We start from the raw sequence: 14,360 nt of genomic DNA on the forward strand, positions 1-14,360 counted from the left end.
GCACCCTCGACAGACCAATGTGAGAGGGGTCACCCTGTCACTCATCCACGCGGGGAGGCATGGATGGGCAAGGGCCGCAGAACAATTCCGGAGGAGCTCCTGCTGCTCGCTCTGGACCCGACCACGGGTACCACAGCGCAGCCGCAGTCGCTCGACCTCGGCCTGGCCGGGGCACAGCTAGTGGAGCTGGCTCTGGCAGGACGGATAGCCCCTGACGGGGATCGTATCGCCGTGGTGATGCCACGGCCGACAGGAGATCCGACTCTGGACTCCGCACTGGAACTGCTGCGCCGTCGTGGCAGTCCGGTCCGGGCCGTCCACTGGATCGGCGGGCCCCGACTGGGACTTCGCCAGATCTATCTCGCCCATCTGGAGCGGTGCGGCATGGTTCACGCCGTGGCGGGCCAGATGTGCGGGGTGCTGCCGACGACTCGCTACCAGGCGACGGACACGGCGATCAGCCGGGACATCAGAACTCGGCTGGACAGTGCGATCCGCACCGGCGTACCGCCGGACCCGCGGACCGCGGCGCTCGCCGCACTGGCCCACGCGGTCGGACTCGGCAAGCACCTGTACCCCGGGAACGAGGGGCGCTCATCGCGCTCCCGGCTCCGGGACCTGATCAGACACGACCCGATGGGCGGTCTCGTGGCTCACGCCGTGATGGACGTCCAGAACGGTGTGGCCGTCCAGCCACGCCGCAATCAGCAGACGGCGAGCGTGCCGTTGCAGCCGCAAGCGCAGACGCGTCGCGGCAGCATGGCGCACACCTCCGTCCACTGACAGCACGACCGCGCGGACACTTGCGCGGAGCACCGCATACCGCCGCGCCGACGTCCCCATGACCCGGTTCGGGAGCCGCACCAGGCGCGGGGCAGCCGGATCCACCGGCTGCCCCGCGCTGTTGCGTGCGGTGATTACGTGTGGTCATTTCCCAGCGGACCCGGGGGCGCGGGTGGCAATCTGCTGAGCAGCAGATACGCACAGCTACACAAGCTGCATAGCCGGAGGTGCCGTTTCCGTGCCGACCAACGTCAATCCCACCGTCAGGCGACGCCGGTTGGGCCAGGAATTGCGCCGCCTCCGCGAGCTCAAGGGCATGACGGCCGAGGAGGTGGCGGAGCGGCTGCTGGTCTCGCAGTCGAAGATCAGCCGGCTCGAGAACGGCCGCCGCTCCATCAGCCAGCGCGACGTACGCGATCTCTGCGGGGTGTACGAGGTCGAGGACCACCGCATCGTCGACTCGCTGATGCAGATGGCCAAGGACTCCCGCCAGCAGGGCTGGTGGCACGCCTTCGGCGACATCCCGTACAGCGTGTACATCGGCCTGGAGACCGATGCCGAGTCGCTCCGGGTGTACGAACCCCAGGTCGTGCCCGGGCTGCTGCAGACCCGGAGGTACGCGGAGGCCCTGATCAACGGCGCACTGCCCGAGGCGCCGCCGGCCGACATCGAGAAGCGGGTGAACGTCCGGGCCCGCCGCCAGGACCGCGTCAACGCCCCCGAGCACCCGCTGCGCCTGTGGGCCGTCATCGACGAGTCCGCGCTGCGCCGGCTCGTCGGCGGCAAGCAGGTCATGATCGAACAGCTCGAGCACCTCATCGAGCAGTCCAAGCTGCCCCATGTGACCGTGCAGGTACTGCCCTTCGACATGGGGGCACACCCCGGCATCAACGGCCAGTACGCCATTCTGGAGTTCCCCGACGCCGCCGACTCCAGCGTCGTGTACATCGAGGGGGTCACCAGCGACCTCTACCTGGAGAAGGCGAACGACGTACAGCGCTACAGCGTCATGTACGAGCACCTGCGGGCCCAGGCGTTGAACGTGGACCAGACCCGTCAGTTCATCGGTGACATCGCCAAGGGCTATACCCGCTGAAAACCGCACACGGATGAGGTGGGGGCGGGAAGATACACCGCCCCCACCTCACAGCGGAAGACCCGCACGGAATATGCCATCCGGTCGAGTGAACGGCGCCACCACTAAGCGATGTTGGCGAGTAGCGTCGATCACGCCAACAGGAACGAAGTTGGTGCCACTTACATCAACTCTCTGAACCGGAGTGAACATGGCTATTCTTCAGGGTGCTACGGATAACTGGACGAAGTCGTCGTACTCCGGCGGCAACGGGGCGTGCGTCGAAGTGAAGTCGCCCGTCACGCAGGCCATCGCCGTACGCGACTCGAAGGCCCCCGAAGGCCCTTCGCTCTCCTTCGTGTCCGGAGCATGGAACACCTTCGTGCGCGACGTCGCGTCGGGCCCGGTCAGCGCCTGACCTGCACGTCGCTTCACACGCGCCGCACCACATCCGGTGGTCGCGCACGACCGCCAGGAGCCCTCTCGACTGGTCCGCCGTCCTGGCCGAGGGGGCTCGGCCCCACCACCGGACCCGGCGCGGCCCGCCCGACGTACCGCACACCTCACGACCTCAGCAGTCAGCACGACAGCGCGCTCGGCGCCATCAGTGTGTAGGCGTCACGTCGTGCAGCTTCCCCCTTTTCCGGCCGCACGGGACCCGCATCCCGTGCGGTCGTTCTGCGTTCTCGGGCCTTCCCTGCCTTGCGTGGATCCCTGCACAGCCTGACGAAGTGCCCGCTCATCGTGTGGCCGCGATCACGTGCACGACAACGCCTAGCAAGGTCAATAAAAAGTAAAATCGTTCGTCTTGCTGATCTGCGTTCACATCCCTGATCGAGAAAACCTTGACCGTGAACCCGGACAGGCGGTTCAATCCCCCAAGTCCCGTTCCCGCACGGGGCCCCGCTGAACGGCCGTACCGACGAAGTGCGTTCCCGTTCACAAGGCGGACCCCTGGAGGGGGCACATGAACAGTCTCGACTGGGCCGTGCTCATCGGATACTTCGGTGTGATGGTCGCGATCGGACTCTGGTCGCACAAGCGCGTGGACAACGTGAGCGACTTCTTCACGGCCGGCGGCAAGATGCCGTGGTGGCTGTCGGGCATCTCGCACCACATGTCCGGGTACAGCGCGGTGATGTTCACCGGCTACGCCGGCATCGCGTACCAGTACGGCGTCACGTCCTTCGTGACCTGGTCCCTGCCGATCGCGATCGGTATCGGCATCGGCGCGAAACTCTTCGCGCCCCGGCTCAACCGACTGCGCTCGCGACTGCACGTCGCCTCGCCGCTGGAGTATCTGAAGAACCGCTACAACGTCCCGACCCAGCAGGCCCTGGCATGGTCCGGTCTGCTGCTGAAGATCGTGGACGTCGGCGCCAAGTGGGCCGCCATCGCCACTCTGCTCTCCGTCTTCACGGGAATCACCCTCACCCAGGGCATCTTCATCACCGGTGCCATCACGGCGGTCTACTGCACGGTCGGCGGGCTGTGGGCCGACGCCCTCACCGAACTCGGGCAGTTCATCATCCAGCTCTTCGCCGGTCTGGCCATGCTGGTGATCGTCATGAGCAAGCTCGGCGGTTTCAGCTCACTGTGGACGGTCTGGGACAAGCTGCCCGAGGGGCACACGGAGCCGACGGCCGGCCCGTACACGGTGACCTTCCTCCTGGCGTACCTCTTCATCAAGACGTTCGAGTACAACGGCGGCATGTGGAACCAGGCCCAGCGCTACATGGCCACGGACTCCGCACGCTCCGCGACCCGTTCGGCCTATCTGTCCGCCGCGCTGTGGCTGGTCTGGCCGGTCGTGCTCTTCTTCCCGATGTGGGTGGCCCCGCTGCTCGTCGAGGCCAAGAAGCCCGACGCCTCGGACAGCTACGCCCTGATGACCGAGCAGCTGCTGCCGCACGGACTGCTGGGCCTGGTCGTCGTCGGCTTCTTCTCGCACACGATGGCCATGTGCTCCTCCGACGCCAACGCCATCTCGGCGGTCTTCACCCGGGACATCGCACCGGTCTTCTCCAAGGCGGCCCGCACCTGGAGCAACCGCAGCGGACTCATGGCCGCTCGGCTGTCCACGCTCGCGTTCCTCGGCCTGTCCATGGCGCTGGCGACCCAGATCAACTCGCCGACGTTCAAGGACATCATCTCGGTCGTCATCAAGTGGGTGGCCGGACTGATGGGCCCGATCGCCATCCCGTTCATGCTGGGCCTGCTGCGCAGGTTCCGCCGGTCCGGTCCGACGGCGGCGCTCACCAGCTGGGCGGCGGGACTGCTCGCCTTCTTCTTCACCAACTACAACCTCGACGGTTCGGTGAAGACGGACGTCGCCCTCCAGTACCAGGTGGCCCTGCCGCTGGCGATCTCCCTCGTGCTCTACATCGTCATCGGGTTCATCAAACCCGAGGACACCCCGGAGCGCGACGCACTGATCGAGACGATCAACACGGACGACGGGGGCCCGGACGGCGGAGTCGCGGCGGCAGCCGTGCCCGCGCAGAGGCCCGGCCCGGAGAGCACGGGGGTTCCCGGGGGCGTGAAGGACTGACCGCGCCGCACACGGGGGCGCGGGAACGGCGGGCGGGCGCGGCGGCGCCCGCCCGCCTCTGTCTTCCCGGACCCGCACGCTCGGTCCCGCCGACTCCCGCTCAGTCCCGTGGGTAGCGGGCCAGCCAGCCCGGAGCGACGGCGGTCGGGCTGTGCAGGGCGGGCCCCTGGGTCATCTCCATCGCGAAGTCGTCGGAGAGTTCCAGGAGGGTCGAGCGCCCCTCCAGCTCCGCCAGCCAGGCCGGAGGCAGCGCCGTCTCACCGTGCAGCGCCCCGAGGAGGGCCCCGCACACGGCTCCTGTGGCCGCCGACGGCCCTGAGTGGTTCACGGCGAGTCGCAAGCCATGGCGTACGTCCTCGCCGACCAGCGCGCAGTACAGCGCCACGGCGAGGACCTCCTCCGCCGAGTCGGTGTCGCCGAGCGCCTCGATGAGGGCGGGCCCGGGGATCCCCTGCCGTACGGAGCCGAGGGCCTGCCGGAGCGCCTCGGTGACCTGTTCGTTGCCCGGGCGTTCGGCGAGCAGGGCGAGGGTGCGCTGGACCGAACCGTCCAGGGTCTCGCCACGGGCCAGCCCGTGCACCATGACGGCGAAGGCCCCGGCGGCGAGCTGCGCGGTGGCGTGGCCGTGGGTGTGTGCGGCGCACTCGACGGCCAGCTGGAGGACGAGCTGGGGGTCCCAGCCGACGAGCAGCCCGAAGGGCGCGGAGCGGGTGAGCGCCGCCGAGTCCCGCGCGGCGGGGTTCTTGGGCACGGCGAGCGTGCCCATCGTGGCGTCACCGAAGCCGACGAGGCACTCCCGGGTCGGGGCGCGGCGGGTGTACAGCCACTCCTCCCTGGCCAGCCAGCCGTTGTCCTTGCGGCGTTCGTCGGGCCCCCAGGCGCTCTGGGTGGCCGCCCAGCGCAGGTGTGCGCGGTGCACGTCGGTCGGTGGATGCCAGGCGCCGGTGTCCCGGCGGACCTGGGCCCGGATCAGCCCGTCGACGGTGAAGAGGGTGAGCTGGGTGACGGCCGTGACGGCGCCGCGCCTGCCGTGCGCGGGGACGAAGTCGGCCACCCCGTCCACACCGTGGGCGGCGCGTATCGCCTCCAGGGTGAGCCCCGAGACACCGGCCCCGAGGGCGTCCCCGAGGGCGCCGCCGAGCAGTGCTCCCCGCACTCGGCCGCGGAAGTCCTGCTGCTGGGCACGGCCCCAGACAGCTGTGGTCCCTGTGCTCACCGTGCCCCTTCCGTCCGGCCTGCCGGTGCGACTGCGCAAGCACTGTAATCGAACAGGAAGGAGCGGTTCAGGGCCGGAACGGAATGTACGGACTGGTACGCGAGAGCACGTCCGCGCGGCATTCCTCATGGTTTCCGGCCCGTCCCCCGCGGCCGGGGAAGCCCCGGCCGCAGGGGGCGCGATCAGCCGAACATGCCGGGCCGGTAGTCACCCGCGGGCTGCTGGACGATGACGTTCAGGCGGTTGTACGCGTTGATGACGGCGATCAGGGCCACCAGGGCGACGAGCTGGTCCTCGTCGTAGTACGTGGCGGCGTTCGCCCACACCTCGTCCGGCACCCCACCGGCCGCGTCGGCGATGCGGGTGCCCTGCTCCGCCAGCTCCAGGGCGGCGCGCTCGGCATCGGTGAAGACGGTGGCCTCGCGCCACACGGCGATCAGGTTGAGCCGGAGCGCCGTCTCGCCCGCCTCCGTGGCGTCCTTGGTGTGCATGTCGGTGCAGAACCCGCACCCGTTGATCTGGCTGGCCCGGATCTTGACCAGCTCCTGGGTCGCGTGGGGCAGCCCCGAGTCGGTGACCACCTTCCCGGCCGAGTTGATGTGCTTCAGGAAGGTGGCGGCGGCCTTGTTGCCGAAGAGGTTGAGACGAGCGTTCATGATCAGCTCCTGAGCTGTTGCCATCGCTTACACCCCCTCGACGGATCGGCCTCCGCGGAATGTGACACGACCCCATGTGACCTGGGTCTCGCGCGGGTCCCCCCTGGCGTTCCCCGCACCCCGCGACCCGCAGCACGTCCCGCTGCGACTCCGTCGTCCGTACCGAGCGCGAACCGCACGGCCCGCTCCCCCCGCCGCCTGGTCGGCGAGCACGGATCGGCCCCGCCCTCCTCATCGCCGCACCCGCGTGGACCGCCTTCGTCGCCCACGTGGGTCACCCCACGGCGTCCAGCGTCGGATAGTCCGTGTAGCCCGTCTCCCCGCCCACGTACATCAGGTACGCGTCCCGGACCTGGTTCACCGGGGCGCCCGTACGCATACGGCGGATCAGGTCGGGGTTGGCGAGGAAGGGGCGGCCGAGCGCGATCACGTCCGCGCCGGCGGCCAGCAACGACTCGGCGTGGGCGAGACCGCCGTCCTCCGGGATGTGGTCCTTCGGCAGGACGGGGTTGGCGATCAGCGTGCCCGCCCAGTCCTTCCGGATCCGCTGGAAGACGGAGTCCTCCGGGTCGGCGTACCCCACGTGCAGATAGGCCGGGCCGCTTCCCGCCAGGGCTCCGAGGAGCGCCGGGTAGATCTCCTCGGTGTCGCCCTCCACCATGCCGTTCACCGTGCTCCACGGCGAGACGCGCAGCCCCACCCGCTCGGGACCGATCTCCGCCGCCACGGCTTCGACCACCTCCACGACGAAGCGGATGCGGTGCGCCACGGGCCCTCCGTAGGCGTCGGTCCGCCGGTTGGTCCCCTGGCCCAGGAACTGGTGGAGCAGATGGCCGTTGGCGCTGTGCACCTCGACGCCCTCGAAGCCCGCGTCGATGGCGTTGCGGGCGGCGGAGGCGAAGTCGGCGACGGTGGAGGCGATGTCCTCGGTGGTCATCTCGCGGGGTACGACCGAGGGCACGCGCCCGGCGGGGGTGTGGATCGTCTCCGGCAGCGCGATCGGCGAGGGGGCGACGGGGGTCAGTCCGCTGGTGTCGGGGTGGCCGGCGCGCCCGCCGTGCTGGATCTGGAGGAACATCCGCCCGCCCTCCGCACGGACCGCTTCGGTGACCCGGCGCCATCCCTCGACATGGGCCGGGCGGTGGATCGCGGTGATGTGCGGGTACGTCTGACCGACGGCGTTCGGCGTGGACGCCTCGGCGATGATCAGCCCGGCCGTGGCGCGCTGGGCGTAGTACGTGGCCATGAGCGGGGTCGGGACGCCGTCGGCGGTGGCGCGGTTCCGGGTCAGCGGGGCCATCACGAGGCGGTGGGGAAGAGTGAGGGGGCCGAGTGTGACGGGCTCGAAGAGCCTGGCTGAGGAAGTGGCTGCGTTCGTCATGCCGGAACGGTAAGAATTGACACCGGTGTCAGGTTCAAGCCCCGGAGGCGAGGAATTCATGCGGATCGGCGAGCTGGCCACACGTACGGGCGTGAGCGAGCGTTCCCTGCGCTACTACGAGACGCAGAACCTGCTGGTGGCGGACCGCACACCCGGAGGCCACCGCGACTACTCCGAGAACGCGGTCGACCGCGTGATCCGCATCCAGGAGTTCTACGCCGCCGGGCTGTGCAGCTCGAAGATCGCGGAACTCCTGCCCTGCGTACGGGACGCGGACGGCGGGCCCTCCGAGATCGCCACCCCGCGCCTGGTCAGCGACCTCTCCGTGGAGCGCGACCGCATCGACCGGAAGATCGACGAACTACGCCGCTCCCGGGAGGTCCTGGACGACGTGATCGCCACGGCGGCGGGCGAGACCACGCACGGCGACTGAGCCGCCCCGGCGGCCCGGTCCCACGGCGGCACTTCAGAGATCGTCGGGCAGGAACCGGAAGTGGACGTGTCTCCCGGCGAGTGGACGCAGGGCCCGGAAGTCCCGGAGGTCCCTCGTCAGCACCGCTTCGGTGTCGTACTCCGCCGCCAGGGCCACATTCACCGCGTCCACAAGATCCAGGTTCAGTGTGCTGTACCGGGCACTCACGGCCGGCGCCGCGTCGAGCATGTCCGGCGTCGGGGACGCCGGCACCACCCGCAGCTCTCCGATGCGGGCTGCCGACGAACGGAGCCCAGCCCTGGCTGATGCTCCCTCCGGCGGTCCGGCTGAGGAAACACGTCCGGGAATCAGGACACAGGGTGTCTGGTTCCGCGGCGAGCATGGTGTCACCGGCCGCCGTCCATGACCTTCATGGACGGGTCGTCCAGCCGGACGAAACCCGATCAAGGAGTTCCATGCCCGTCACACCGAAACCGGCCCTCCACGGAAAGATCGCCCTGGTCGCAGGCGCCACCCGGGGCGCCGGGCGCGGCATCGCCGTCCAGCTCGGCGCGGCGGGTGCGACCGTGTACGTCACCGGGCGCACCACCCGTGAACGGCGCTCCGAGTACGACAGGCCCGAGACGATCGAGGAGACCGCCGAGCTCGTCACCACCGCGGGCGGGACCGGTATCGCGGTGCCGACCGACCACCTGGTGCCCGAGCAGGTCCGTGCGCTGACCGAGCGCATCGACGCCGAACAGGGGCGGCTCGACGTACTCGTCAACGACGTCTGGGGTGGCGAGCGGCTGTTCGCGTTCGACAAGCCGGTCTGGGAGCACGACCTCGACGACGGGCTGCGGCTGCTCCGGCTGGGCGTGGAGACGCACGCGATCACCAGCCACTTCGCGCTGCCCCTGCTGGTGCGGCGACCGGGCGGGCTCGTGGTCGAGATGACCGACGGGACAGCCGCGTACAACGGAGCGAACTACCGCAACTCCTACTTCTACGACCTGGCCAAGAACAGCGTGCTGCGCATGGCCTTCGTGCTGGCGCACGAGTTGGAGCCGCACGGCGGGACGGCGGTGGCGCTCACCCCGGGCTGGATGCGCTCCGAGATGATGCTCGACGCCTTCGGCGTGACCGAGGAGAACTGGCGCGACGCGCTGACCGAGGTGCCACACTTCTGCATCTCGGAAAGCCCGTCGTACGTGGGCCGCGCGGTCGCCGCTCTGGCCGGTGACCCCGGCCTCCGACGCCGGAACGGTCAGTCGCTGTCCAGCGGGCAGCTCGCGCAGGAGTACGACTTCACCGACCTCGACGGCTCCCGCCCCGACTGCTGGGCCTACCTGGCCGAGGTCGAGGGCGCCGGCAAGCCGGCCGACGCGACGGGGTACCGCTGACGGTCAGGCCGGGCCGTCGCTCCGGTTGAGGAGCCGCCTACCTTTCGGCGAAGACGTCCTCGACCGACCGGGCGGTGGGGGCCCGCAGAAGCCAGCGGTTCAGGGTGTCGAGGTCACCGCAGGTGGTGATCCTGCCGCGCGCCTCGTCCGAAACGTCGACGCCCGCTTGCGCGAGGAAGAGCAGGATGCCCTGCGCGATGCCTTCCGTGCGGCCCTCGTCCCGGATTTCCTCTGCCATGAAGGACTTGTAGAAAGAGAGGTCCACGGCCACCAGGTTCCTCCACTGTTGTGCGGCCGGGCGGTTGCCCAGGCCTTGTGCGGTGAATTCGACAAGGGGATCGGCGATGCTTTCCGGTACGTCCCGCAAAGCGCTGGACAGCGTTTTCAGTATGGCACCGATGTCCGGATCGGCGGCATGTGTGATCGCAGCCAGCGTGGTGAGCGCCAGATCCTTGCGGGCCTCGGCGACATCGGTGATCACCGGCATGTTGTGCGGGCCTGCGACGAGTGGGCGCAGGGTGAGCGCGGGCCACTGCCGGGGGCCGATGGGGACCGGGCGGGAGGCCCATGATGTATGCAGCGGCAGTTGCGAGCAGCTGCTTCCGGGGCCCGACCGCGCGGCTCCGGAAGCAGCCCCCGCCCCGCTCAGCCCTCCAGCACCGGCAGCAGCTCCGGCAGGTGCCCGTCCGAGGCCGCCGCGGCCGTGACGCGTTCCTCCGGGACCTCGCCGTACAGGGTCGTACGCGGCTTCGCCGGCCGGCCCGCCAGGTCGGCGATGGCGACGAGGTCCTGGATCGAGCGGTACGAGCCGTAACTGGAGCCCGCCATCCGGGAGATGGTCTCCTCCATCAGGGTCCCGCCGAGGTCGTTGGCGCCCGAGCGCAGCATCTCGGCGGCCCCCTCCGCGCCGAGCTTCACCCAGCTGGTCTGGATGTTGGTGATGTGCGGGTGGAGCAGGAGGCGGGCCATCGCGGTGACGGCCCGGTTGTCGCGGTCGGTGGGGCCGGGGCGGGCGATGCCCGCCAGGTAGACCGGCGCGTTGGTGTGGATGAACGGCAGGGTGACGAACTCCGTGAAGCCGCCGGTCTCCTGCTGGAGGCGGGCCAGTGTCCTGAAGTGGCCGAGCCAGTGCCGGGGCTGGTCGACGTGGCCGTACATCATCGTGGACGAGGAGCGCAGGCCCGTCTCGTGCGCCGTCCTGATGACCTCGAGCCAGTCGGCCGTCGGCAGCTTGCCCTTGGTGAGGATCCAGCGGACCTCGTCGTCGAGGATCTCCGCGGCGGTGCCGGGGATCGAGTCGAGCCCGGCGTCCTTCGCGGCGGCGAGCCAGTCACGGATGGACAGGCCGGTGCGGGAGGCGCCGTTGACGACCTCCATCGGCGAGAAGGCGTGGACGTGCATGCCGGGGACGCGTTCCTTCACCGCCCGCGCGATGTCGAAGTACGCGGTGCCGGGCAGGTCCGGGTGGATGCCGCCCTGCATGCAGACCTCGACCGCGCCGACGTCCCAGGCCTGCGCCGCACGGTCGGCGACCTGGTCCAGGGAGAGGGTGTAGGCGTCGGCGTCCGTACGCCGCTGGGCGAAGGCGCAGAAGCGGCAGCCGGTGTAGCAGACGTTGGTGAAGTTGATGTTCCTGGTGACGATGTAGGTGACGTCGTCACCGACCACGTCGCGGCGCAGGGTGTCCGCGATCCGGCAGAGCTCGTCCAGCGCCGGCCCCTCGGCGTGGAGCAGGGCGAGGGCCTGGTCGTCGGTGAGCTTCGTGGGGTCGTCGGCGGCCTGGCTCAGGGCCTGGCGTACGTCGGTGTCGATGCGGGACGGCACCATGCCGGGCGCGGCGGCCTCACGCAGGGCCTCCCAGTCGCCGTACACCGCGTCGAAGTCGTCGCGCCGGTCGCCGGTGCGGCCCTCGGTGTCGATGGTGCGGTGCAGGTCGGTGCGGCCGGAGGCGTTGAACCCCTCGTCGGGCTCCTGCCAGGGCAGCCCGGCCGGGATCGTTCCCTCCTTGGCGAGGCCCGTCTCCGGGTCGGCGAGCGCCCGCACGTGCGGCAGGAGGCGGGGGTCGAGCCAGGGCTCGCCGCGCTGGATGAACTCGGGGTAGATGGTGAGGCGTTCACGTAGCTGGAAGCCGGACTCGGCGGTGCGGGCCGCGAGCTCGTCGATGTGCGGCCACGGGCGCTCGGGGTTCACATGGTCCGGGGTGAGGGGCGATACGCCGCCCCAGTCGTCGATGCCCGCACCGATCAGCAGGGCGTATTCGGCGTCCACCAGATTCGGCGGGGCCTGGATGCGGGCCGAGGGGCCGAGGATGTGGCGGGCGACGGCGATCGCGGCGGCCAGCTCCTCCAGTTCGGCGTCCGGCATCCCGCGCATCGCGGTGTCCGGCTTGGCGCGGAAGTTCTGGACGATGACTTCCTGGATGCCGTGGTAGGCGCGGGCGATCCTGCGCAGCTCGAAGAGGGAGTCGGCACGCTCCTCGTAGGACTCGCCGATCCCGATCAGGATGCCGGTGGTGAACGGCACGTTGGACCGGCCGGCGTCCTCCAGCACCCGTAGCCGGACGGCCGGCTCCTTGTCGGGGGACCCGTGGTGCGGACCGCCCTTCTCCGACCACAGCCGGGTCGCCGTCGTCTCCAGCATCATGCCCATGGAGGGGGCTACGGGCTTCAGCCTCTGCAGGTCCGTCCACGTCATCACACCGGGGTTCAGGTGCGGCAGCAGCCCGGTCTCCTCCAGGACCCGCACCGCCATGGCGCGTACGTACGCCAGGGTGTCGTCGTACCCCTCGGCCTCCAGCCATTCCCGCGCCTCGGGCCAGCGGTCCTCGGGGCGGTCGCCGAGTGTGAAAAGGGCTTCCTTGCAGCCCAGTTCGGCACCCTTACGGGCGATGTCGAGGACCTCGTCCGGCGACAGGAACATCCCGTGGCCCGCGCGCCTGAGCTTCCCGGGCACGGTGACGAAGGTGCAGTAGTGGCAGGTGTCACGGCAGAGCCGGGTCAGCGGGATGAAGACCTTGCGGGAGTACGTGATCACTCCCGGCCGGCCCGCGGCGTCAAGACCCGCGTCCCGGACCCGGGCGGCGGACGCGGTCAGATCGGTCAGGTCCTCCCCCCGCGCCTGGAGCAGGACGGCGGCCTCGGCCACGTCGAGTGCGACACCGTCGCGGGCCCGCCGGAGGGCGCGCCGCATGGCGTTGGTCGTGGGGCGCTGAGGATCGGTCATGATCCGAGCATACGAGCGCCACGATCAGCGCGGACCAGGGCCCGTTCCCGGTGTAACCGCCCGTCCGGCACTGGCGCCTTGGCCGTTATGTCCCTCTTGCCCCGTAGGGTCGGAGAGGTGATGGAAACGATTGTCTTCGACATCGGAGAAACCCTCGTCCGCGACGACCGGTACTGGGCCTCGTGGGCCGACTGGCTCGGGGTCCCGCCGCACACGGTCAGCGCGCTGGTCGGTGCCGCCGTCGCACAGGGCCGCGACCGCGCCGACGCCCTGCGCATCCTGCGCCCCGGCATGGACGTCGGCGAGGCCTCCCGGGCCCGCGCGGCGGCCGGGCGTGGCGAGCACCTGGACGAGAGGGATCTCTACCCCGACGTGCGCCCCGCCCTGGCCGAACTGCGCGCGCTCGGCCTGCGGGTCGTCGTCGCGGGCGACCGGACGGTCCGGGCCGGTGCGCTGCTGCGGGCCCTGGATCTGCCGGCCGATCTGGTCGTCACCTCGGAGGAGTGGGGCGTCGACAAGCCGGGCCGGGAGTTCTTCGCCCGCGTCATGGAGGTGTCGGGCGCGTCACCGGAGGCGACCCTGTACGTGGGCGACCACCCCGCCGACGACCTCTTCCCGGCGAAGTCCTCGGGGATGCGGGCGGCCCACATCCGCCGCGGGCCGTACGGTCACTGGTGGGCGGACCACCCGGACGTCGTGGAGACGGCGGACTGGCGCGTCAACGCACTGACCGAACTCCCGGCGCTGCTGGGGGGAGCCGGACGGCGCAGGCCACTCACCGCCCCACCCGAACAGGCGTCCCAGCTCGAACAGGCAGCCCCGCCCGAGCAGGCACCTCCACCCGAGGAGGCGACATCGCCCGAGCGGGCGCGTACCTGAGTCCCGGACCCCTACTCGTCGCCGCTCAGCGACAGCCTCAGCCGGTCGCTCGCCCGTCTCATGTGCTCGGCCATCGCCGCCTCCGCCCCCTCCGGATCCCCCGCCCGGATGGCGTCGAGCACGGCCCCGTGCTCGTGCAGCGTCCCGCAGACCGTGCCCTCGATGTCGCCCGCCCGCTCCATCCACACCTGGAGCAGCGCCCGGATGGAGTGCAGGATGTCGCTGAGCACCGTGTTGCGCGCGATGTGCGCGGTCTCCAGATGGAAGGCGATATCGGCGTCGATGAACGCCTTGACGTCCGCACCCGCCTCGCGCATCCGCTCCAGGTGGGCCTCCAGCCGCTCGACGTCCTCCTCGGACGCCCGGTCCGCGGCCAGCCGCGCCGACATGCCCTCCATGAAGGTGCGGACCTCGACCAGGTCCTGCGTGCGGCGCTGACCGAGCATCAGACCCCAGTTGATGGCCCGCGGCAGGAACTCCGAGGTCCCTTCACGGACGTACGAGCCCGAGCCCGGCCTGATCTCGATGACGCCCAGGACGTCCAGCGCCGACAGCGCGCCGCGCACGCTGGAGCGCGCGACACCGAGGGCGTCGGCGAGCTGACGCTCCGCGGGCAGGCGCGTGCCCGGCTTCAGGTTTCCCTCGGACAGGTGGTCGAGGAGCCGCTTGGCCACCTCACTGACCGAGGACTCCCGTACGACGGGGCGCAGAAGTGACGTGAAATCGGGCGCTTCGGGCTGCGTGGACACGCTCACCAGTACATCGGACGGAGCGGCGGAACC

13 protein-coding genes and 1 pseudogene are annotated in these 14,360 nt (G+C 70.3%); 7 read left to right on the top strand and 7 right to left on the bottom strand.

Annotated elements, in window-relative coordinates; translation table 11 throughout:
• Positions 1 to 63: 63 nt before the first annotated feature.
• The 4 genes from ACFYSH_RS16625 (at position 64) to ACFYSH_RS16640 (ending at position 4,409) form a co-directional block, all read left to right on the top strand.
• A complete protein-coding gene (locus tag ACFYSH_RS16625; protein WP_359470206.1) occupies positions 64 to 783 on the top strand; it encodes a GPP34 family phosphoprotein in 720 nt (239 codons plus the stop codon).
• Between the two features lie 238 nt (positions 784 to 1,021).
• Positions 1,022 to 1,879, top strand: a complete 858-nt coding sequence (locus ACFYSH_RS16630) for a helix-turn-helix transcriptional regulator (RefSeq protein WP_359470208.1) — start codon at positions 1,022 to 1,024, stop codon at positions 1,877 to 1,879.
• A gap of 190 nt (positions 1,880 to 2,069) precedes the next feature.
• A complete protein-coding gene (locus tag ACFYSH_RS16635; protein WP_359470211.1) occupies positions 2,070 to 2,276 on the top strand; it encodes a DUF397 domain-containing protein in 207 nt (68 codons plus the stop codon).
• Positions 2,277 to 2,825: 549 nt separating this feature from the next.
• Positions 2,826 to 4,409, top strand: a complete 1,584-nt coding sequence (locus ACFYSH_RS16640; RefSeq protein ID WP_359470214.1) for a sodium:solute symporter family protein — start codon at positions 2,826 to 2,828, stop codon at positions 4,407 to 4,409.
• 100 nt (positions 4,410 to 4,509) lie between these two features.
• Here the strand turns inward: ACFYSH_RS16640 and ACFYSH_RS16645 are convergent, their stop codons facing one another.
• The 3 genes from ACFYSH_RS16645 to ACFYSH_RS16655 form a co-directional block, all read right to left on the bottom strand.
• The gene (locus ACFYSH_RS16645) at positions 4,510 to 5,625 is read right to left on the bottom strand and encodes an ADP-ribosylglycohydrolase family protein (RefSeq protein WP_359470217.1); all 1,116 of its coding nucleotides are present in this window, start codon (positions 5,623 to 5,625) and stop codon (positions 4,510 to 4,512) included.
• Positions 5,626 to 5,807: 182 nt separating this feature from the next.
• On the bottom strand, positions 5,808 to 6,281 hold the full coding sequence (locus tag ACFYSH_RS16650) for a carboxymuconolactone decarboxylase family protein (RefSeq protein WP_359470219.1): 474 nt from the start codon (positions 6,279 to 6,281) through the stop codon (positions 5,808 to 5,810).
• 274 nt (positions 6,282 to 6,555) lie between these two features.
• Positions 6,556 to 7,662 (bottom strand): alkene reductase, encoded by a 1,107-nt coding sequence (locus ACFYSH_RS16655; protein WP_359470221.1) that lies wholly within the window; start codon positions 7,660 to 7,662, stop codon positions 6,556 to 6,558.
• Between the two features lie 58 nt (positions 7,663 to 7,720).
• Here ACFYSH_RS16655 and ACFYSH_RS16660 point away from each other — a divergent pair, with 58 nt between their 5' ends.
• Positions 7,721 to 8,095: a MerR family transcriptional regulator gene (locus tag ACFYSH_RS16660; protein ID WP_359470424.1), complete on the top strand. Its 375-nt coding sequence runs from the start codon at positions 7,721 to 7,723 to the stop codon at positions 8,093 to 8,095.
• Between the two features lie 33 nt (positions 8,096 to 8,128).
• Here the strand turns inward: ACFYSH_RS16660 and ACFYSH_RS16665 are convergent, their stop codons facing one another.
• A complete protein-coding gene (locus ACFYSH_RS16665; RefSeq protein WP_388753193.1) occupies positions 8,129 to 8,350 on the bottom strand; it encodes a hypothetical protein in 222 nt (73 codons plus the stop codon).
• Between the two features lie 200 nt (positions 8,351 to 8,550).
• On the opposite strand from ACFYSH_RS16665, the gene ACFYSH_RS16670 reads away from it, so the two are divergent.
• A complete protein-coding gene (locus tag ACFYSH_RS16670; RefSeq protein ID WP_359470224.1) occupies positions 8,551 to 9,477 on the top strand; it encodes an SDR family oxidoreductase in 927 nt (308 codons plus the stop codon).
• Between the two features lie 37 nt (positions 9,478 to 9,514).
• On the opposite strand, the pseudogene ACFYSH_RS16675 reads toward ACFYSH_RS16670, so the two are convergent.
• Positions 9,515 to 10,045, bottom strand: a pseudogene (locus tag ACFYSH_RS16675) (hypothetical protein); the annotation flags it as partial.
• A gap of 77 nt (positions 10,046 to 10,122) precedes the next feature.
• Positions 10,123 to 12,699, bottom strand: a complete 2,577-nt coding sequence (locus ACFYSH_RS16680; protein WP_388753196.1) for a bifunctional FO biosynthesis protein CofGH — start codon at positions 12,697 to 12,699, stop codon at positions 10,123 to 10,125.
• 120 nt (positions 12,700 to 12,819) lie between these two features.
• Between ACFYSH_RS16680 and ACFYSH_RS16685 the strand changes: the two genes are divergently transcribed.
• Positions 12,820 to 13,578 (top strand): HAD family hydrolase, encoded by a 759-nt coding sequence (locus ACFYSH_RS16685; RefSeq protein ID WP_359470426.1) that lies wholly within the window; start codon positions 12,820 to 12,822, stop codon positions 13,576 to 13,578.
• Between the two features lie 11 nt (positions 13,579 to 13,589).
• Here the strand turns inward: ACFYSH_RS16685 and ACFYSH_RS16690 are convergent, their stop codons facing one another.
• A complete protein-coding gene (locus ACFYSH_RS16690) occupies positions 13,590 to 14,327 on the bottom strand; it encodes a FadR/GntR family transcriptional regulator (RefSeq protein ID WP_388753199.1) in 738 nt (245 codons plus the stop codon).
• Positions 14,328 to 14,360 lie beyond the last annotated feature (33 nt).

Origin of the sequence: Streptomyces sp. NPDC005791 (assembly GCF_042871485.1) — a bacterium.
Taxonomy (GTDB): domain Bacteria; phylum Actinomycetota; class Actinomycetes; order Streptomycetales; family Streptomycetaceae; genus Streptomyces.